This is a genomic window from Rhizobium sp. SG_E_25_P2, assembly GCF_029892285.1.
Taxonomy (GTDB): Bacteria; Pseudomonadota; Alphaproteobacteria; order Rhizobiales; family Rhizobiaceae; genus Rhizobium_E.
In genome coordinates this window covers 199998-219534 of record NZ_JARXVM010000004.1, presented here as the reverse complement: position 1 = coordinate 219534, position 19537 = coordinate 199998, and the positions used below count along the sequence as shown (strand labels likewise).

Genomic DNA, 19537 nt, shown 5'->3' with positions numbered 1-19537 from the left:
AGCCGTTGGTCACGCCCGCGGGCGCTTCTTTTCCGGATCATAATGCGACAACGTCGTGATGACTGCGGGAATGCGCTTCTGCAGCCCGTCGAGCTTGCCGATCTCCAGTTCAGTCCCGACCGTCGCATGGGTTACATCCACACGCGCCATGGCGATAACCTTTCCGAGGATAGGTGACGCGGTGGCGCTGGTGACGACGCCGATCTGGGCGCGGCCGATATAGAGCGGATCGCCATGGCCCACGGCTTCGTTGGAGGCTATATCGAGCCCCACCATGCGCATCCTTGGATTTTCTTTGCGGCGGATCAGGGCGTCTCGACCGATGAAATCATCCTGTTTGGACTTGAGAGGCACGGTGAAGCCGATACCCGCCTCGAAGGGATCGGTCTGGTCGTCGAAATCGTAATGGGCGAAAATCAGCCCCGCCTCGATCCTGACCATGTCGAGCGCCTGCAGGCCCATGGGCTTCAATCCGTACGGCTCGCCGGCCGCCCAGACCGCGTCGAACACGGCTGCTGCATCCTTGGGGTGGCAGAAAATTTCATAGCCGAGCTCGCCGGTGTACCCCGTGCGCGATACGACCACCGGCGGCCCCTCGAAATGGCCGATGCGAGCGACCGTGAAACGGAACCATTCGAGATCGGCAATCTCAGGCTGGCGCGGTCCGGTCCAGAAGATATCCTTGAGGATGTCGCGCGATTTCGGACCCTGCACCGCGATATTGTGCAGTTGATCGGTGGAGGAGCGCACCCATGCCTTGAAGCCTTTCTTCTCCGCGATCTCGCGCAGCCAGATGCCGCTATAGTCGTCGCCGCCGATCCAGCGAAAATTGTGGTCGCCGAGCCGGAACAGGGTGCCATCGTCGATCATGCCGCCATGCTCAAAGCACATCGCAGAATAGACCACCTGGCCGGTCGTCAGCTTGCGGATGTCGCGCGTCAGGCAATATTGCAGCAGCGCTTCGGAATCCGGACCGGTGACCTCGAATTTCCTGAGCGGCGAGAGGTCGATCAAGGCGGCGGCCTCGCGGCAAGCCCAATATTCCTCGATCGGCCCCGTGGCCGTGAAGCGATTGGGCAGCCAAAAGCCGCGATATTCGGTCATGTCCCGGGTCATCGCGGACAGTTTGTCGTGAAAGGCGGTTTCCCGCGTCAATTCGGCAGGCGCGTCGGGGGTCATGCGATAAGCCATGGCTCGAGAGAATTTTTCCTGGGCGGAGAAGGTGCGGATATGAATGTCGGTCGGCGTCCAGCCGTTTGCAGCATCGATATCGTCGGGACAAGACGAGGACACACAGACAAGATCAGTCAGCGCCCGCATGAGCACATAGTCGCCCGGCCGTGACCAGGGCTCATCGAGATAGAGCTGATTGTGGTCGTCGACGCGCGTATTGTAGAAATAATTGAGCGCTTCCCAGCCCTTGCGCGGCGCCACGCCGTAGGACGCGAGCGCCTCGTTGAAATTGTCCGTGCAATTGACATGGCCGGGATAGCCCATGTCGTCATAATAACGGGAATTACAGGCCGTCGCAAAGGCGTCATGACGGCCGACAGTGTCCTGCACCACCTCCACCAGAGGCTCGAAATCGCGGTCGAAGGCCTTGGACGGCAGGCCGGGGATCGGATAACTGCGGCCAAGCAGTGTGCGGGTCACGGTGGCGTCAAGCGCGAGATCAAGCCCCTTGTCGAGCTTGCGGGCGGAAAACGCCTGGAAATCGGTGCATTGCCGACCGAACACGTCGATCACCTGGATGAATTCGCCAGCGCGGACGAAATAGGCTTTCGCCGTCGCCGCATCGATGCGGATATCCTGCAGGGGATCGGCGAGTGGTTCTGGCAGATAGGCCGCATAGTCGCGCACCTTATTGGCCCGAACGATCCTGATTTCAATTTCGGTGGCGGCTTCCTGTTCGTCCGGCGACATAGCGGCGCCGGGCGCAGCGGCAATCAACAGGCCAGCGGATGCGACGGTCAAATCGACACTTTCGCCGGGACGCGAGCCGCCGCCGAACACGCGGAGCGCCATCAGGTTGGAAAGATCGGCATTCCGGCGCTCCAAAGCGGACCGAAGCCTTCGGGCGCTGACATCCTGGCTTACAAGGATCGCCTTGAGGCCATCGCCAGGGGCATTAAACGCGACGCCCAGAGGCTGCCCGGCGAACCTGCCCTGACTGTCGAGAAAGGAAATTTCGCAAGGCTGCAGGCCTTCCTTGTCGACAAATGTGAGACGGTCGCCTTCGAATACGGGCGTAGTCAGGCTGCCGCCGCCTCGAACCCTGTAACGTTCGACGGAAGACGCCGGCGATTGGAAGCCGGGCATGAATGTTTGGCTTGGCCGCGCGGATCGCACGACGACCGGATAGCCGCCAGCTAAACGGCTCTGTCCCGCCGAACTGTCAAAGCGCGTCATAAAGGCCTCCTGCCCATGAACCTTCGGCAGGAGGAAACAACAAAACCGTCTTCAAAGCAAAGATATTTTCACTGTGTTCAATTTATATTCCCTTGATTACCGAATCTACGAAAGCCTGAGCCGAAGCGACGTCGCTGTGATCGGCCACCAAAGGGCTCTTTTACCGTCGCCACGCCCTCCACACACCCCAGAAATTGCATGCACCAACAGACGTACAGCCCAAGCGGGATTTCATCGGCGGAAAAGTGCAAAGACTGGTCTCGCTCCACGCAGAATCCCTTGACCTTTGTGAAATTTATTCCACTGTGAGGATAGTTTTCCCGGTCACGTCGCGCCACACACAGAAGGACGCGAAGGCGGCCCATAACAGCCGACCGAACATGGCGGACCGGGCAAAACGACGGACGCACAGCGTCGCAACACCGGTTGGGGAACCAAGATCATGACCAATATTACCGACGTCGCTTCGGCGCCGCCCGCTACGCAAGGCAGTCTTCAACGAACGCTTGATTGGAAAGGCGCGTTCTGGGTTGCCGCAGGCGTGCCGCCCCTTGTTCTCTTTTCGATCGGCGGCATCGCCGGCACCACGGGCAAGCTCGCTTTCCTCGTCTGGATCATCTCGATGATCATGGGCTTCCTGCAATCTTTCACCTATGCGGAAATCGCCGGCATGTTCGGCAACAAATCCGGCGGCGCTTCTGTTTATGGCGCCACCGCCTGGCTGCGTTATTCCAAATTCATCGCGCCGCTTTCGGTCTGGTGCAACTGGTTCGCCTGGTCGCCGGTTCTGTCGCTCGGCTGCGCGATTGCCGCTGGTTATATTCTCAATGCGCTATTCCCGATCCCGGTAGCGGAATCGCAGGCCGTGCTCGATTGGGTCGCCGCCCATGCCTCGACGCTCGCTGCAGACAGCCCGCGCGTGGCGGAATGGCTCGCAGCCAATGCGGGATCGACGCCCGATCAGGCGATCAACGCGCTCCTGTCCAATGACGCGATCGCCGCGCTCACGCCTGCCATCCGCAGCTGGTCGCTGATCTCGTTTGACATTCCCTTCCTCGCCAAGGCCAATCTCAACGCCACCTTCGTGATCGGCGTCGCGCTGATGCTGATCATTTTCGCGATCCAGCATCGCGGCATTGCGGAAACGGCCAGTGTGCAGAAATGGCTGGCGATCATCGTGCTGATCCCGCTTTTGCTCATCGGCCTCTGGCCGATCTTTTCGGGTCAGATCGTCGCCGCCAACGTTACCGGCCTCGTGCCGCCGACCGCAGGCTATTCCGGCGTCGATGGAACCTGGAGCAATGGCGGCTGGACGCTGTTCCTCGGCGGGCTCTATATCGCAGCCTGGTCGACCTACGGGTTTGAGACCGCCGTCTGCTATACCCGCGAACTGAAGAACCCGAAGACGGACACGTTCAAGGCCATCTTCTATTCGGGCCTAGTCTGCTGCCTGTTCTTCTTCCTCGTGCCCTTCGCCTTCCAGGGCGTGCTCGGCCATAGCGGCATGCTGGCGCCGGGGATCGTCGACGGCACCGGCGTCGCCGAAGCGCTGGCCGGCCTCATCCATGGCGGTCGCATCGTCACGCAGATCCTCGTGATCCTGATGATCATGGCGCTGTTTCTCGCCATCATGACGGCGATGGCGGGCTCCTCGCGCACGCTCTATCAGGGCTCCAGAGACGGCTGGCTGCCGCGCTATCTCAGCCATGTCAACAAGAACGGCGCCCCCACCGGCGCGATGTGGACCGATTTCGGCTTCAATCTGCTGCTCTTGGCGATCGCGTCGGACGCCGCAGGCTACTTCTTCGTGCTGGCCGTATCGAATGTCGGCTACATCATCTTCAACTTCCTCAACCTCAATTCCGGCTGGATCCACCGGATGGATTCGGGCCATGTCGAACGCCCCTGGAAGGCGCCGACCTGGCTGATCGGCGTCAACACCGTGCTGGCATTCGTCAACGCGCTGTTCCTCGGCGCGGGCGCCAAGGTCTGGGGCTATTCGAATGCACTGTGGGTCGGCTTCATCTTCGCCGCGCTCATCCTGCCGGTCTTCGCCTACCGACATTTCGTGCAGGACAAGGGCAAATTCCCGCCGGAAGCCATGGAGGATCTCGGCCTGGTCGGTCAGGATCTCGGGGTGAAGAAGGCAGGCATGCTGCCCTATCTCGCGCTCGCCGGCGGCCTGGCGATCGTGCTGATCGCCAATGTGGTGTTCCAGCTGCCAGCCTGACGCGAAACGATCCGGCCGCCAGTCCAGCGGCCCGATCCTTACTTGTGAGCCACCGTCAGCGCCGCGCCCGAAGCCTCGAGCGCGGCGCTGATCTCGTAAGGCGGCGCATAATCTGTGGCAAGCTCGGTGACGCCGCTGAAGCCGCAGACCCGCACCAGCCCCTGGCGGCCGAATTTCGTGTGGTCGCAGACGACCAGCCGCCGCTGGCCCCGGCTCAAGGCCATGCGTGCAAAATCCGCTTCATCGAGATCGAAATCCATCACGCCGTCCTTATCGATGCCGCCCGCCGAGACGATGGCGTGGGTGACGCTGAACCGGCTGACGAAATCGATCGCCGTCGAGCCGAAGGCTGCGCCATTGTCGCTGCGCAATTCTCCGCCCGCCATATAGACCCGGTTGCCATTGACAGTGGCGAGCGTGCGGGCGATATCGGAGGAATTGGTCACCACCGTCAGCCGTCGATGGCCGATGAGCGCTCGCGCCAGGAAACTCGTGGTCGTACCCGTGTCCAGCATGATGGAATCGCCGTCGCGGATCGTGGCGGCGACATGGGCGGCGATGGTCTTCTTGGCGGCGCTGTTTTCGCGCATTCGCTTCTCAAACGGCGCTTCGCCCATCGAGGAGGGGAGCCCGACCTCGCCATGCGTCTTGATGACCGCGCCCAGGCCGGCAAGCGGCTTCAGATCGCGCCTGACAGTTTCGAGCGACACCCCGAGCCGAGCCGCGAGCTCCGCGATGCCGATCGCGCCCTCGCTTTCGAGCAGCCGCAATATGTCCGTCTGACGCTTGCTCTGAACCATAGACACCTCATTCAACTGCCACGATCATAACCGAAGCCTGAGCCGCATGACAATGCGCCGCCACGCAATCGGTCACAAAACCACACATTACCACAGATTCCAGATTGACAGGTCTTGCTGGATGGCGTGTCATGCGCTCAACGACGAGGCCGTGACAAAAAACAGGGAACACGCGGCCTGGTCTTCACACCGGGAGAACGCGATGGACCAGCTCCATATCTCGACTTTCCTTTCCCTTCAGACTGCGAGGCGCCTATGACGATCGCCCCGGAGATCGAGGATCGCATCCGCGCCCTGCCCTGCTGGAACGGCTCCATCGGCATCGACAGGCTGAAGGGCGGCCTCAGCAATGAGAGCTTCGTCGTCGAGGACGCCAGCGGCCGGCATGTCGTGCGTTTCGGCAAGGATTATCCTTTTCATCAGGTCTATCGCGACCGGGAATTGATGACCGCGCGCGCGGCGCATGCGGCCGGCTTCGCGCCCGCCGTTGAGTATGCCGAACCGGGCCTGATGGTCTCCGCCTATTTGGGCGCGAAGACGTTGGGCGCCCAGGATGTCGCGGCGGAGCGGCTGCGCATTGCCCGGCTTCTCGCCGAGTTCCACCGGCTTATGCCCCGCCATGTGTCCGGCCCCGGCTATATGTTCTGGGTCTTCCACGTTATCCGCGATTACGCGCGCGTGCTGCGTGACGGCGAAAGCCGGATGACGGAAAAGCTGCCGGATTATCTCGCGCTCGCCGAAGAATTGGAGGCGGCGCAAGCGCCGCTGCCGATCATTTTCGGCCATAACGATCTCCTGCCGTCGAACCTGCTGGATGATGGCGAACGGCTCTGGCTCATCGATTTCGAATATGCGGGCTTTTCGACCGCGATGTTCGATCTCGCCGGCGCTGCCTCGAATGCCGGGTTCGGCCAGGACGAGGCGCAGGAGTTTCTGGAAGCCTATTTCGGGGCCAAGCCGGACCCTTCGGTCCTTCGCGCCTTCGCCGCCATGCAATGCGCCTCGCTTCTGCGCGAAGCCATGTGGAGCATGGCGTCTGAACTTCACCTCTCCGCCCCCGGCGCCGATTATGTCGCCTACACAGCGGAGAATCTCGACAAGCTCGATGCGGCGCTCGATGCGTACCGCGCCCAATACGGACTGAGATCATGACCCTGCCCTCCCACGCCCAGATCGTCGTCATCGGCGGCGGCATCATCGGCTGCTCGACCGCCTATCACCTCGCCCGCGATCACAAGGCGGATGTGCTGCTCTTGGAGCAGGGCCAACTCACATCGGGCTCCACCTGGCATGCCGCGGGCCTTGTCGGCCAGTTGCGCTCGTCGGCCTCGATCACCCGTGTGCTGAAATATTCGGTGGAGCTCTACAAAGGACTGGAGGCGGAAACCGGCCTCGCCACCGGCTGGAAGATGACCGGCTGCCTCCGCCTCGCCACCAATCAGGATCGCTGGACGGAGTTCCGGCGTCTCGCCACCACCGCTGGCAGCTTTGGCATGGAGATGCATCTGATCTCGCCGGAAGAGGTCAAGCGCATGTGGCCGCTGATGACGACGGATGATCTCATCGGCGCGAGTTGGCTGCCGACCGATGGCCAGGCCAGCCCCTCAGACATCACCCAGTCGCTCGCCAAGGGCGCGCGCATGCATGGCGCGAAGATCGTCGAAAATGTCCGCGTCACCGGTTTCGAGATCGACAATGGCCGCATCCTCAAGGTGAAGACCACGCTCGGCGACATCGCCTGCGAAAAGGTCGTCAATTGCGCCGGCCAATGGGCGCGGCAGGTGGGCGCGATGGCCGGCATCAATGTGCCGCTGCAGCCAGTCAAGCATCAATATATCGTCACCGAAAAGATCGAGGGCCTGTCGACCGACGCCCCCACCATCCGCGACCCTGACCGCCGCACCTATTTCAAGGAAGAGGTCGGCGGTCTGGTGATGGGCGGTTATGAGCCCAATCCGCAGGCCTGGACCACCGGCGATGTGCCGGATGAATGGGGTTTCCGCTTGTTCGACGACGATTTCGACCATTTCGAACAGCATATGGAGCAGGCCATCGCCCGCGTGCCGGCGCTGGAGACGGTCGGCGTCAAGCAAATGATCAATGGTCCGGAAAGCTTCACGCCTGACGGCAATTTCATTCTTGGCGCCGCGCCCGAATGCAAGAACATGTTTGTCGGCGCGGGCTTCAACGCCTTCGGCATCGCCTCAGGCGGCGGCGCGGGCTGGGTGCTCGCGCAATGGGTGGTCGATGGCGAAGCGCCGCTCGATCTCTGGGTGGTCGATATCAGGCGCTTCTCCGAAATGCATCGCGACCGTCAATGGGTGCGCGACCGCACGCTGGAAGCCTATGGCAAACACTACACCGTCGCTTTCCCGCATGAGGAATATGACAGCGGTCGCCCCCGCTTGACCTCGCCGCTTTACGACCGGCTGAAAGCTGCGGGCGCCGTGTTCGGCTCTAAGCTCGGCTGGGAGCGGCCCAACTGGTTCGCGCCCGTTGGCGTGGAGCCGAAAGACCGTTACAGCATGGGCCGGCAGAACTGGTTCGATGCGGTCGGCGTGGAACATCGTCATGTGCGCGAGGCGGTCGGGGTGTTCGACCAGTCCTCCTTCGCGAAATTCGAGATGTCGGGACCGGATGCTCTCACCGCTCTCGACTGTATCTGCGCCAATGATGTCCGCAAGCCGGTGGGACGGCTCACCTATACGCAACTCCTCAATAGCCGCGGCGGCGTCGAGGCGGATCTGACCGTCGCGCGAATTGCCGAGGACAGGTTCTACATCGTCACCGGCACCGGCTTCCGCACCCATGATCTCGGCTGGATCCGCGACCATATTCCAGAGGGACTCGACGTGACGCTCACGGATGTCACGGAAGCCTGGGGCACGCTGTCGCTGATGGGGCCGAAGGCGCGCGACACGCTGGCGGCCGCGACATCCGCCGACCTCTCAAACGCAGCCTTCCCCTTCGGCCATGTCCGGGAGATCGATATCGCGGGCTCTCCCGTCCGGGCGTTGCGCGTCACCTATGTCGGCGAACTGGGCTGGGAGCTGCATGCGCCGATCGGCGATCTCGGCCGTATCTATGACGCCTTAATGGACGCGGGGGCGCCTCATGGCTTGATACCGGTCGGCTATCGCGCGCTGGAATCTCTGCGTCTCGAGAAAGGCTACCGCGCCTGGGGCTCCGACATCACGCCGAACGACACGCCTGAGGAGGCTGGGCTCGGCTGGGCCGTCAAGCTCGGCAAGCCCATCGACTTCCTCGGCCGCAAGGCTTTGGAAGCCGTAAAGGGTCAGACGCTCAAGAAAAGGCTCGTCGGCTTCACAGTGGACGACCTCTCGGTGGTTCTTCTGGGACGCGAGACGATCCTGCGCGACGGCGTCGCTGTCGGCTATCTCACCAGCGGCGGCTATGGCTATACGGTCGGCAAGAATATCGGCTACGGCTATGTGAAACATGCCGAAGGCGTCACCGATGAATTCCTGAACAGCGGGACATACGAACTCGTCGTCGCCATGGACAAGGCGCCCGCCACGCTGCATCTCGCACCGCTCTACGATCCCAAGATGGCCAGGATCAAAGCCTGACGGCAACGACCGGCCGGTTCACCGGACTGGCCGGATCTCAACTCAGGCGACCTTTCGGCCAGACACATAGACGTCGGAAATATTGGCGCGGGACGCAGTGAAAATGATCTTCTGCAGGATCGCTTCGCCGCTGTCGAACTCGTCGAACAGCCGCATCGTGCCCTTCTCCGCCTCGGTATCAATGACGATGGCGTCGAATTTGCAGCCGGGTTCGAAGCGGCCGACCGGAAGATCGAGCGCCTTTGCGCCGCCGGCGGTGGCGATATGGAAGGCCTGGCGGAAATCGATGCGCGTGGGCGCGCCGGACGCGCGCTCTGCGCCAGTCTTTGCGGGATCGACTCCAGTTTCCAGCATGCGCGAGACGAGGATAGCGGCGCGGGCGTTTTCCAGCATCGAGGCGGAAGGGCCGCCGGAAATGTCCGTGCCCAAGCCGACATTCAACCCCTTTTCCAGCGCCGCGCGCAGTGGAAACACCGCGCCGGCGAAATAACCGTTCGACAGCGGGCAATGCGCCACAGCCGCCTGACGCGTGCGGATCAGCTCCATATCAGACGCCGTCAGCAGGTTGGAATGCGCAAGCATGGTTCGCCGGCCGAGCAGGCCGAAGCGATCGAGGCTCTCGGCGTCGGTCATGCCGTGACGTTCGAGCACATAGCCATGCTCCCAGTCGCTTTCCGAACAATGGGTCTGCACATGACAGCCGCATTCCTTCGCCAGCGCGCCGAGATCTTCCAGCGCCGCATCGGTGCAAGAGGGGATGAAGCGCGGCGTCACCACGGGATGCACGAGATGATCGCGATTGGCCGGATGGCTCCTGACATAATCGATCAGCGCCCGCGTCCCTTCGACAGCCTCGGCGGCTGATCCATCGCGATAATAATCCGGGCAGCTCTCGGCATTGTCCATCGCCACCTTGCCGACCAATGCCCGCTGCCCCTTCTCAAGGCAGATATCGACCAGAAGCCGCGTCGCCTCCTGATGAATGGTGGCGAAATAGAGCGCAGTCGTAATGCCGTTGGCCAGCATGTCCTGAACGAGCAGCGAGTAAGCGCGGCGGGCAAAGGCAGCGTCGGCATAGCGGGCTTCGAGCGGAAAAGTGTATTTCTGCAGCCAGACTTCCAAGGGAACATCGAGCGCATTGCCGAGCTGCGGATATTGAGGCGCATGCACATGGCAATCGACGAAACCGGGCAGCAGATAGGAGCCACGCGGCAGGACCTCCAAGTCCCCGCTCGCCGAAAGCGCCGCGCGCTTTCCCGCATAGTTGGAATGCTCAGGCCCGATCACGTCGGCAATGTCGCCGTCAGCGTCGACGGTGATCAGCGCGTCAGTGAGGCACTCGACGCTCCAGGGCGTCGGCGCATGAAAAGCATTGGCGAGTAGGGTCTTGTTGCGCACGGTCATTGTCTCGCCTCTTGGCGTTTTCAAAGGCTGCGGTCGCGCAGCGAAAGCGCCGCCTCGCGAAACCGCGCCCGGATTTCCCGCTCATCGATGCCAAGCACGGCGCGGTTTTCCATCAGGATCTTGCCGTCGACCACCGTCATCTCGACATCGTCGGCGCGCGATGAATAGACGAGCGCGGCCGCGACATCATAGACCGGCAGAGTATGCGGCTTGTCGAGATCGATCATGATCAGATCCGCCTTGGCGCCGGGCGTCAAACGCCCGGTCTCCGGCCGGTTCATCGCTTTCGCCGCCTCGCAGGTGGCCATTTCCAGCAAGTCGCGCGTCTTCAGGAATTCGACGTCGTGGGTCTTGTCCTTGTGGATCATGCCCGCGAATTTCATTTCCTGAAACATGTCCAAGCTGTTGTGGCTGGCCGGGCCATCGGTGGCGAGCCCGACGGTGACGCCCGCCTCCTGGCAGCATCTCAGCCTCAGCGTGCCGGAATCGAGCTTGGCGTTGCAGCAGGGGCAATGACCGATCTTGGTTCCCGTCTCCGCCAGTATACGAATATCGTCATCGTCGAGCTGCGTGCAATGCGCCGCAGTGACATCCGGCTTCAGGAAGCCGAGGGAATGCAGCCATTTCACCGGGCTCGTCCCATAGGTTTCGCGCATATAGGCCATCTCCTGCGGCCCCTCGGCGAGATGCGTGTGGATCGCGAGGCTATAGGCGTCGGCGACATCCCGCACCTTGCGATACATGTCCGGTCCACAGGAGTAAGGCGCATGCGGCGACAGGCCGACATGGATGCGGCCATCGCCGCTGCGATGATGCGCGGAGACTTTATCGCCGAACCTGTCCAGCGTCTTCCACGACCAATCGGTGATTGGCGCATAGATGCCGCGATCGGCAAAGCCGTAACCGAGCGTGGCGCGGAGCGGGACCTTCTTCAGCGCCTCGGTCTGAGGCTCGACGCGATAGCCGTCGAAATGCTCGTTGAAGCAGGTCATACCCGACTTCACCATCTCCACGAGGCCCATCAGGCTTGCCCAATAGAGCGTTTCCTCGTCGAAATTGCGCTTGAGCCGCCACATGGTCTGCAGCCATTCGAACAGCTGCACATCTTCCAGCAGGCCGCGCAACAGCATGTTGGAGGCGATATGGGTGTGACAATTGACGAAACCCGGCATCACCACGCGTCCATTCGCATCGATGATGCGTGTCGCGCCTGATACATCGATCTCGGAAGCCGCGCCAACGGCGGCGATCTTGTCGCCGCGCACCGCCACCACGCCGTTGGCGATCTCGGCGGCCTCGCCCATCGGCAGCACCGTGGCGTTGATGAAAGCGAGATCGATTTGGGTCGCGGACGCAGCCATTACGTCAGGCCGCGTTCATCAGCGAGGTGCCATAGGTGACGCCCTTTTCCTTGAGCCAGCGGCGATAGGCGATCGAGGAGGCGTCGGCGCGGGTCGGAATTTCCGAGCGCGGCTCCATCGGCAGCAGCACCGGCCGCTGGTTTTCGAGAATGATGCGGTCCTGCAGGAAGATCAGCTGCTGGAACTGGATCAGCGCCGGCGTCGTCGAGACGTCGTCGATCAGATACATGACCGGATGCGCACGGCAGCGATCGGGATCGAGCGGCTGCACGAAGAGACAGATCACATCCCAGCGATTGGCGGAATTCGGGCATGTCTTGTAGAGCAACGTCGTGAACGGCGTCATCACCCGGTAGATATATTGGGTCATGAGCCCGTCGGTGGCCGAGAGCGCCGCCTGCGGCTGGAAGAACTGGCAATTGGTCGCCCAGACCTCGTCGACGTCGCGGCGGATCTCGACATTGTAGTGTTCGACTTCGGTATGCGGCTCCGAGCCGAGAATGTCGGTGTGCACGAAGGGGAAATGCGCCATGTCGAGGAAATTCTCGATGATGCGCAGACCGGACGCCTTCACCGCAACGGCTCCACAGGGCACATAGCGGCGATCGGGTTCGTCGGCTTCAGGCACCGGGAAGATTTCGCCTGCGGGTTCGCCGAGCGATGTCCAGACAAAGCCGAAGCGCTTGCGGATCGGTAAGGGCTCGGCCCGGCCCTCCGCCATGACGGTGATGTCGCCGTCTTCGGTCCGCGTTACCGCGAGATCGACACCGAGCAGGCGGTTGGGCGACGTGCCCACCGGCAGCGCCGCCTCGGTCTCGATCACATACCACTGGTCGAGCGACGCTTTGTCTGTGGCGATGGTCATGTCCGTGCTCCCTTCAGCTCTTGTCCTGTCATGACGCCGTCCGCGCGCAGAGGCAAGCGGTTCACGACCTCACATTCCGGAAATAGGGTTCGCCGAGCGCCGCCGGGGCCGCCATAAGCCGCTTCATCCGCTGCCAGGCCACGACGGGCGCGATGATGAAGGCGATCGTGCCGGCATAGGGCAGCATCGACAGGAAGGCCGGCGCGATCGGCCAGCCGCGCGCCTGGCCGACAAAGCCGAGCGCAGTGATGAAGCCGAACAACAGGCCCGAAAGCGCCGCCGGAATGGGTCGATAGCCGGCGAAGATCACCAACGCCACGGCAATCCAGCCGCGGCCGGAGACAACGCCATCCGACCAGGACGGCACGAAAGCGAGAACGAGATAGGCACCCGCCCCCGCAGCCAGGGCCGAACCCAGCGCAACATAGCCGAAACGGATGAGATTGACCGGAATGCCGGCGGCGTCGGCGGCCGCCGGATTTTCGCCGACCGCGCGCATATTGAGGCCGTGTCGGGTGCGGAACATCAGAAAGGAGAGGCCGAACGGCAGGATGATGTAGATGAGATAGACCAGAATGTTCTGGCTGAAAAAGGCCTTGCCGAGGATCGGGATGGAGGACAGAAGCGGGATCGCAACGCCCTCGAAGGTGGCCGGCACCGGCATTCCCGAATAAGCTTTGCCGATAGTCTGGGCGAGGCCGGTGCCCATCAGCGTCAGCGCCAGTCCGCACAGCACCTGGTTGGCGCGAAGCGCCACGGTGGCGGTGGCGAAGAGCACGCCGAGCAGCGCGCCAACCACGAGCGCGGCAAGGAAACCCAGCATCGGATAGGGCGCGGCGGTGACGGTGACGACGGCGGTTACCGCGCCCATCGCCATCAGGCCCTCGACGCCGAGATTGACCACGCCGACGCGTTCGGAAATCACCTCGCCGATGGCCGCGAGCGACAGCACGCCGCCAGCGAGAAAAGCAGTGGTGAGGAGACCGGTCAGGAGTTCCATGGCGTGTCCTTTCAGGCCTTGTCGCGCACGATGCGGTAATGGGCGAGTTCATCGCCGATCGCGGTGAGGAAGAGGATAAGGCCGGTCATGGCGAGCACGGCGGAGGTGGTGAGACCCTCCGTCTGCAGGATGATGCCGGAATTGAGAATGAAGGCCATCAGCGCGCCCGAGAAGATCACACCGACCGAAGAGCCGCGCGCCAGCACCGCCACCATGATGCCGAGATAGCCGTAATTGTTGGAAATTCCGCCCTGCAGGCGATGCACCGTGCCGGCGATCTCCAGCATGCCGGCGACGCCGGCGATCGCGCCGGATGCGAGCATGACCAGGATCATATAGCGCCGCGAGGCGATGCCCGCGTAACGGCCCGCTGAAGGGTTGGAGCCGATCAACCGGATTTCATAGCCCCATTTGGTGAAGTTGAAGATCAGCGCCGTGATGATGGCAAGGATCACCGCGATCGGCAGGCCCCAATGCACCAGGCCCCAGAATTCCGGCATTTCGGCCGGGATGCGCGGCGTGGCGGAATTGGCCACCCCTCCCCGCTCGCGCCAGGCGTCGGTCGAGACATAATAGACCAGCAGAATGGCGACGAAGTTCAGAAGCAGGGTCGTGATGAGTTCGCTGACATTGGCGTAGGCGCGCGCAAGCGTCGGGATCAAGATCCAGATCAGCCCGCCGATCGCGCCGGCGATGAACATTGCGACCAGGCTCAAACCGTCCGGCAAGGGGATGAACAGTCCGACGGCGGTGGCAGCAAATGCGCCGGCGTAAAACTGGCCTTCAGCGCCGATATTCCAGGCGCCGATCTGTTGCGCCACCGTCACCGAAAGCCCGGTGAGAATAAGCGGGATGACCAGGAGCCCCAGATCCTCCATGCCGAAGGATGAGCCGAACGAGGCCCCGATAACCTCCATGCCCAGCATGAGCGGATTGTGGCCTGCAAACGCGAGGATGACGCCGGCGAAAATCAAGGCGAGCGCGATAGCCGCGATTCGGGCGCCGAGCGCCATGCCGGGATGGGCGGAGGGAAGTCGTTGGAGACGGACCTTAGCCATGGACGGCGCCCCCGTCCTTGCTGCGGCCGCCCATCAGCAGACCGATCTCCTCGATGTCGACAGTGTCGTTGTCCACGACGCCCATAATCTTTCCTTCATAGAGGACTGCGATGCGATCGGAGAGATTGAGCAATTCTTCGAGATCCTCTGAAATCAGAATGATGCCGGCGCCGGCGTCGCGCAGTTCGACGATATAGCGCAGCATGGTGTTGATGGCGCCGACATCGAGGCCCCGGCTGGGATAGGCGGCGACCAGAGCCTTGGTGGCTACACGCATCTCACGGCGGGCGACGAGGCGCTGCTGGTTGCCGCCGGAGAGATTACGGATCGGCATGGCGAAATCGGGAATGGCGACGTCTGCCGCCGCCGCGATCTCCTTGGCAAGCGCGGTCGCCGCGCCAGGACGATAGACGCCGCCTTTGGTGACAGGCGGCGCGCCATATTCCCGCATCACCACGTTGATGGCGACGCTGAGCGCCGGCGCGAGCCCGCTATGCAGACGGTCCTCCGGAATGTGTCCGACGCCGCGCGCGACAAAATCGGCGGCATTGGCGCGACCTATCACCTGTCCGTCGAGCACGATTTCCCCGGACGCAATGCCGCGGGTGCCGGTCAGCACCTGAGAGAGTTCGCGCTGACCGTTGCCGGCGACGCCTGCGACGCCGACGATCTCGCCGGCGCGGACATCCAGCGACAGGCCATGCAGCGCCTCGTCGCCCAGATCATTGAGCGCGATGACATTGCGCAGGCTGAGCACCGGGGTCGCCGACATCGGGGCGGCGCCTTCGGGACGGCCGCGCATATCGGCGAGCACGATGTCGCGGCCCACCATCAAGCGGGCAAGCTTGGCGGGCGTACAGTCCTCGGCGTTTTCGGTGGCGATCTTGCGGCCGCCGCGCAAAATGGTGATGCGGTCGGAAATCTCCAGCACTTCGTCGAGCTTGTGGGAGATGAAAATGACGGCGTTGCCGGTCGAGACGAACTCGCGCAACGCCTTGAACAGTTCGCGCGCTTCTCCGGGGGTCAGAACGGCTGTCGGCTCATCGAGAATGAGAACCTTCGCCCGGCGCGCCAGAACGCGCAGGATTTCGACGCGCTGCTGCTCGCCGGTCGACAATTCGGTGATGCGGGCCGCGGGCCGGACGTCAAGATTGAATTTGGCGGCAAGATCGGCGGTGCGCGCTTCGAGCACGGCAGCAGAGGCCCGGCGCGGCGTTTCGCTCCAGCCGAGATGGATGTTTTCCGCGACGGTGAAGGCGTTGACCAGCTTGAAATGCTGGTGAACCATCCCGATGCCAGCGGCAATGGCATGCTGCGGCGTGGAAAATTCCCGCGCATAACCGTCAATGATGATTTCGCCGCCATCTGGCTGATAGATGCCGGTGAGGATGTTCATGAGCGTGGATTTGCCGGCCCCGTTCTCGCCCAGAAGCGCATGAATTTCTCCCGGCATGACGTCGAGATCCACATCCTCGTTGGCGATGACACCGGGGAAGTACTTAGCGATGCCTTTCAACTGCACGAGAGGGGCAGCGCCGGGCGGAGCAACATAGCGGATCGGATGTTCTGACATCAGGCGTGACCGGATATGGGGACATGCGGGAAAGGAAGGGCGCAGACTGCGCCCTTCCCAAGAAAAGGGATCAGAGGCCGGTGACGCCTTCGACGGACCAATCCCAGTTGTAAAGCTCCAGCTCAGTCATTGTCTGGCCCTTGGCGACCTTGACATTGCCCTTGGAGTCCTTGAGTTCGCCCGTGAACGGCGACCAGCCGCCGAGGATCTTGTCGCGCACGGCGTCAGCCGCCTTGCCAACTTCGGCCGGGACCTTCTCGCCCCATTTGTCGCGGTCGACGCCGGCGCCCATGCCGAACAGGGTTTCGGCCGGCGTCCAGGTTCCGGCGAGACGCTTGCCGACCTGATCGACATAGAACTTCTTGAAGTCGATAATGATCGAGGACACGTAGGAATTCGGGCCGTAACGGCGGATGTCGGTGTTCCACATCGCCGCCCAGACGCCGCGCTTTTCAGCCACCTGCAGATAGGCGGCCTCGTCCATGATGCCGAACAGGAAGTCGCAACCATCGTCGATCAGCGCGGTGCCGGCCTGCGAGGCGGCCTGCGGATCGAACCAGGAATTGATCGCGATGGCCTTACAGGTCGCGTTGGGATTGACGGTGCGGGCGCCCATCAGGAAAGCGTTGGTCGAGGCATAGACCGAGGCGACCGGGAAGGAGGCGACGTAACCGAGCTTGCCTGTCTTCGACAACATGCCGGCGGCAACGCCCAGGACATAGGTCGGATACCAGTGAGCCAGATAATACCAGCCGAGATTATCCATCAGGATATGGCCGTTGCATTCCAGGAAGGCCGTATCAGGCGCGCGCTTGACCACTTCATGCAGGAAGTCGCCGGTCGACGACGTATCGAAGATCATGTTGGCGCCTTCGCTGACGAACTGGCGATAGGTGCGCGTCGCATCGGCGGAATAGGGAACGTTCTCGACTTCGAGAACCTTCTTGAGCTTCGGATAGGCTTCCTTGACGGCGAGCAGGCCCTGATGGTGGCTCCAGGTCCAGCCTTCGTCGGTGATCGGGCCGACATGGCCAAAGCCGATAACGGCGTCTTCTTCCTTGACGGCCGCGAGCGGGGTGGCTGCCATCGCCGAACGGGCAAAGCCGCCCGGCAGCATGGTGGATGCGGCGCCGGCGGCAGCCATGTTGAGGAAGCCGCGGCGGGAAAGACTACGCAGATCGATCATGTGAACCCCTTTTTGGTTTTCCGCCGGATAGTCCTAGCTTCCGACGCTTTCGACGTAACTGAAGCAACTCCTGTGCCAAGGCCCGCAGTCGCAGCCCTTGCGGGAATTCCCCGCAAACCCTTGCAACTCCATCGCTGTCGGCGCGCTCAACGCATAACCAGCGCGCACCGCCGCCAGAGGATCAGGAACCGCCGGATCGGCAGCCTTTCAAATAGAGGATGTTCCGCATAGACCTCAAATTTCGACGCGGTTGATGCGCTGAGCGCAACAAGTAGGGCGAAAAAATCGCTTGAAATCGGCGCAAGCCAAAGTCTACAGTGATGAAATCGGGTGCATGGCTATTTTTTAGCCATACGCCCAATTAACGGGCCGAGACAAGGACAAAACGCATGCGCCAGCAGGCTATCATTTGTGCTGTCTGGCCAAAGCCCCGCAATGTAGGACACGACGTGACCGAAGAGATCAAGTTTGCCTTTATCGGCGACATCGCCAGCGAAAGCTTCATCGAGTTTGCGCGCCACAGGGCGGCGCGGCTCGATCTCGCCCTCGCCATAGACGCTTGCGACTCCGGCCGGGCGACCGTGCGGGTGAGCGGCCAGGAGGCCCTGGTGGACATGTTCGAAATGGCCTGCAGCCTGGGGCCAAGGGATTGCATCATCCGCGAGGTCACTCGCGCGGATGTCAGGAATTGAGAATTGAATGATCCCCGGGATCGGATACGAAGGAGCAAGAAGATGACAGCGGCAAGCGGCTGGACGCCGGTAGCGCTCAGCGCCTCGATTGAGGCCGGAACCTCAGCAGGCACACAGATCAATGGGTTTGAAATCGTAGTCTGGCGCGACAACAGCGGCAATGCGCATGTCTGGGAAGATCGCTGTCCCCATCGCGGCATGCGCATGAGCTTCGGCTTTGTGCGCGGCGATCACATCGCCTGCCTCTATCACGGTTGGCAATACGATACGGGCGGCCAATGCCGCTATATTCCGGCGCATCCCGACCTTGAGGTTCCCTCGACCATCAAGATCCCGTCCTATGCGGTCACTGAGCGCGGCGGCGTGATCTGGACCTGTCTCAAGGAGACGGCGGACGCTTCGGCGCTGCCTGCCATATCCGACGACGTCACGCCGATCCGCAGCCTCTATATCGACCGTCCGGTCGAGGCCATTGCGCCCCTGTTGCCTTGCCTGCCAATCGACGGCGCGGATGTGTCGATGGAGACGCTGTCTTCGGGCGCTGTGCTTTTCACGAGCGGTGAGGTCAAACTTCTTATCGCCGGTCAGTCGGTCGCGGCAGATAAAAGCGCGCTGCATATCGCGGCCATCGGCGCGGTCGACGCCGCTGCGCGGAAAAGCATAGCCAAATGGGCCGAGAACGCCCGGCGCGCAATCGAAACCGCCCCTGTCACTCCCATGGCGAAGGTGGCGTAATGTCTCTCACTCTCTACAATTACGAACTCGACGATTCCAGTTACCGCGTCAGGCTGCTGCTGTCGATGCTCAAGACGCCGCACGAGGTCGTGGCTGTCGACATGGTTCCGGGCAAGGAACATCTCGGCCCCGCCATGCGAGCGCTGTCGCCGCTGGGCTCCCTGCCGGTGATAAAGGATGGCGAGTTGACGCTGTATGGCCCGGAGGCCATCCTCGCCTATCTCGCCAAGGCCTACGATCCATCGGGGCAGTTCCTGCCGATGGAGCTCAGGGCTTTCGGCGAAACCATGCGCTGGCTGAATTTCTCCGCCTCGGCGCTCGCGCCTGCCATGCAGGCCAGGCTTGTGGCGCTGTTTGGTGAGCCGGGCGATCTCGATGCGCTGAGAAGCGCTGCGCGCGAAGCCTTTCGCGCCATGGACGACCACATGACCCTTCGCCAGATGGACGGCGTTGAATGGTTTGCGGCCGACCACGCCACGATCGCCGATGTCACGCTGTTTCCGATCTTCGCGCTGTCGCGCGATTTCGGCATCGATCACGACGAATTCCCGGCGCTGCGGCGCTGGATCCGCCGGTTCCGCACGCTCGACGGGTTCAAGACCATGCCGGGCATTCCCGATTATCACTGACGGCC

At 62.4% G+C, this 19537-nt stretch carries 15 protein-coding genes; 6 read left to right on the top strand and 9 right to left on the bottom strand.

Features of this window, described 5'->3' with window-relative positions:
- Positions 1-9 precede the first annotated feature (9 nt).
- Positions 10-2319 carry a DUF1989 domain-containing protein gene (locus M2360_RS08465; protein ID WP_348529541.1) on the bottom strand — a complete coding sequence of 770 codons (2310 nt, stop codon included), beginning with the start codon at positions 2317-2319 and terminating at the stop codon, positions 10-12.
- 532 nt (positions 2320-2851) lie between these two features.
- Here M2360_RS08465 and M2360_RS08460 point away from each other — a divergent pair.
- Entirely contained in the window at positions 2852-4639 is a 1788-nt protein-coding gene (locus M2360_RS08460; protein ID WP_280774386.1) for an APC family permease, read from the top strand.
- 38 nt (positions 4640-4677) lie between these two features.
- Here M2360_RS08460 and M2360_RS08455 read toward each other — a convergent pair whose 3' ends face one another.
- The gene (locus M2360_RS08455) at positions 4678-5439 is read right to left on the bottom strand and encodes a DeoR/GlpR family DNA-binding transcription regulator (RefSeq protein ID WP_280774385.1); all 762 of its coding nucleotides are present in this window, start codon (positions 5437-5439) and stop codon (positions 4678-4680) included.
- A 255-nt stretch (positions 5440-5694) separates the two neighbouring features.
- Between M2360_RS08455 and M2360_RS08450 the strand changes: the two genes are divergently transcribed.
- A complete protein-coding gene (locus M2360_RS08450; protein ID WP_280774383.1) occupies positions 5695-6591 on the top strand; it encodes a phosphotransferase in 897 nt (298 codons plus the stop codon).
- Positions 6588-9029, top strand: coding sequence for an FAD-dependent oxidoreductase (locus M2360_RS08445; protein ID WP_280774381.1), 2442 nt, complete (start codon positions 6588-6590; stop codon positions 9027-9029). The genes M2360_RS08450 and M2360_RS08445 overlap by 4 nt, the downstream gene beginning before the upstream one ends.
- A 42-nt stretch (positions 9030-9071) precedes the next feature.
- Here the strand turns inward: M2360_RS08445 and guaD are convergent, their stop codons facing one another.
- The 7 genes from guaD to M2360_RS08410 all read right to left on the bottom strand — a co-directional run bounded on the left by guaD (position 9072) and on the right by M2360_RS08410 (position 17476).
- Positions 9072-10433, bottom strand: a complete 1362-nt coding sequence (guaD, locus tag M2360_RS08440; protein WP_280774380.1) for a guanine deaminase — start codon at positions 10431-10433, stop codon at positions 9072-9074.
- Between the two features lie 20 nt (positions 10434-10453).
- On the bottom strand, positions 10454-11794 hold the full coding sequence (locus M2360_RS08435; RefSeq protein WP_280774378.1) for an amidohydrolase: 1341 nt from the start codon (positions 11792-11794) through the stop codon (positions 10454-10456).
- 4 nt (positions 11795-11798) lie between these two features.
- The gene (locus M2360_RS08430; RefSeq protein ID WP_280774376.1) at positions 11799-12659 is read right to left on the bottom strand and encodes an aromatic ring-hydroxylating dioxygenase subunit alpha; all 861 of its coding nucleotides are present in this window, start codon (positions 12657-12659) and stop codon (positions 11799-11801) included.
- A 61-nt stretch (positions 12660-12720) separates the two neighbouring features.
- Entirely contained in the window at positions 12721-13659 is a 939-nt protein-coding gene (locus M2360_RS08425) for an ABC transporter permease (protein ID WP_137157537.1), read from the bottom strand.
- A gap of 11 nt (positions 13660-13670) precedes the next feature.
- On the bottom strand, positions 13671-14717 hold the full coding sequence (locus M2360_RS08420; protein ID WP_280774372.1) for an ABC transporter permease: 1047 nt from the start codon (positions 14715-14717) through the stop codon (positions 13671-13673).
- Entirely contained in the window at positions 14710-16290 is a 1581-nt protein-coding gene (locus M2360_RS08415) for an ABC transporter ATP-binding protein (RefSeq protein ID WP_280774370.1), read from the bottom strand. Before M2360_RS08415 ends, M2360_RS08420 begins: the two co-directional genes overlap by 8 nt.
- Positions 16291-16360: 70 nt before the next feature.
- Positions 16361-17476 (bottom strand): BMP family ABC transporter substrate-binding protein, encoded by a 1116-nt coding sequence (locus tag M2360_RS08410; RefSeq protein WP_280774368.1) that lies wholly within the window; start codon positions 17474-17476, stop codon positions 16361-16363.
- A 389-nt stretch (positions 17477-17865) separates the two neighbouring features.
- Between M2360_RS08410 and M2360_RS08405 the strand changes: the two genes are divergently transcribed.
- The 3 genes from M2360_RS08405 to M2360_RS08395 are packed head-to-tail and all read left to right on the top strand — an operon-like array spanning position 17866 to position 19532.
- On the top strand, positions 17866-18168 hold the full coding sequence (locus tag M2360_RS08405) for a hypothetical protein (protein WP_280774366.1): 303 nt from the start codon (positions 17866-17868) through the stop codon (positions 18166-18168).
- 42 nt (positions 18169-18210) lie between these two features.
- A complete protein-coding gene (locus M2360_RS08400) occupies positions 18211-18903 on the top strand; it encodes a Rieske (2Fe-2S) protein (protein ID WP_280774364.1) in 693 nt (230 codons plus the stop codon).
- Entirely contained in the window at positions 18903-19532 is a 630-nt protein-coding gene (locus M2360_RS08395) for a glutathione S-transferase family protein (RefSeq protein WP_280774362.1), read from the top strand. The genes M2360_RS08400 and M2360_RS08395 overlap by 1 nt, the downstream gene beginning before the upstream one ends.
- Positions 19533-19537 lie beyond the last annotated feature (5 nt).

Bases quoted from the DNA above. Each gene is read 5' to 3' on its own strand.
- M2360_RS08465 (WP_348529541.1), bottom strand. From the start codon at position 2,319: ATGCCCGGCTTCCAATCGCCGGCGTCTTCCGTCGAACGTTACAGGGTT.
- M2360_RS08460 (WP_280774386.1), top strand. From the start codon at position 2,852: ATGACCAATATTACCGACGTCGCTTCGGCGCCGCCCGCTACGCAAGGC.
- M2360_RS08455 (WP_280774385.1), bottom strand. From the start codon at position 5,439: ATGGTTCAGAGCAAGCGTCAGACGGACATATTGCGGCTGCTCGAAAGC.
- M2360_RS08450 (WP_280774383.1), top strand. From the start codon at position 5,695: ATGACGATCGCCCCGGAGATCGAGGATCGCATCCGCGCCCTGCCCTGC.
- M2360_RS08445 (WP_280774381.1), top strand. From the start codon at position 6,588: ATGACCCTGCCCTCCCACGCCCAGATCGTCGTCATCGGCGGCGGCATC.
- guaD (WP_280774380.1), bottom strand. From the start codon at position 10,433: ATGACCGTGCGCAACAAGACCCTACTCGCCAATGCTTTTCATGCGCCG.
- M2360_RS08435 (WP_280774378.1), bottom strand. From the start codon at position 11,794: ATGGCTGCGTCCGCGACCCAAATCGATCTCGCTTTCATCAACGCCACG.
- M2360_RS08430 (WP_280774376.1), bottom strand. From the start codon at position 12,659: ATGACCATCGCCACAGACAAAGCGTCGCTCGACCAGTGGTATGTGATC.
- M2360_RS08425 (WP_137157537.1), bottom strand. From the start codon at position 13,659: ATGGAACTCCTGACCGGTCTCCTCACCACTGCTTTTCTCGCTGGCGGC.
- M2360_RS08420 (WP_280774372.1), bottom strand. From the start codon at position 14,717: ATGGCTAAGGTCCGTCTCCAACGACTTCCCTCCGCCCATCCCGGCATG.
- M2360_RS08415 (WP_280774370.1), bottom strand. From the start codon at position 16,290: ATGTCAGAACATCCGATCCGCTATGTTGCTCCGCCCGGCGCTGCCCCT.
- M2360_RS08410 (WP_280774368.1), bottom strand. From the start codon at position 17,476: ATGATCGATCTGCGTAGTCTTTCCCGCCGCGGCTTCCTCAACATGGCT.
- M2360_RS08405 (WP_280774366.1), top strand. From the start codon at position 17,866: ATGCGCCAGCAGGCTATCATTTGTGCTGTCTGGCCAAAGCCCCGCAAT.
- M2360_RS08400 (WP_280774364.1), top strand. From the start codon at position 18,211: ATGACAGCGGCAAGCGGCTGGACGCCGGTAGCGCTCAGCGCCTCGATT.
- M2360_RS08395 (WP_280774362.1), top strand. From the start codon at position 18,903: ATGTCTCTCACTCTCTACAATTACGAACTCGACGATTCCAGTTACCGC.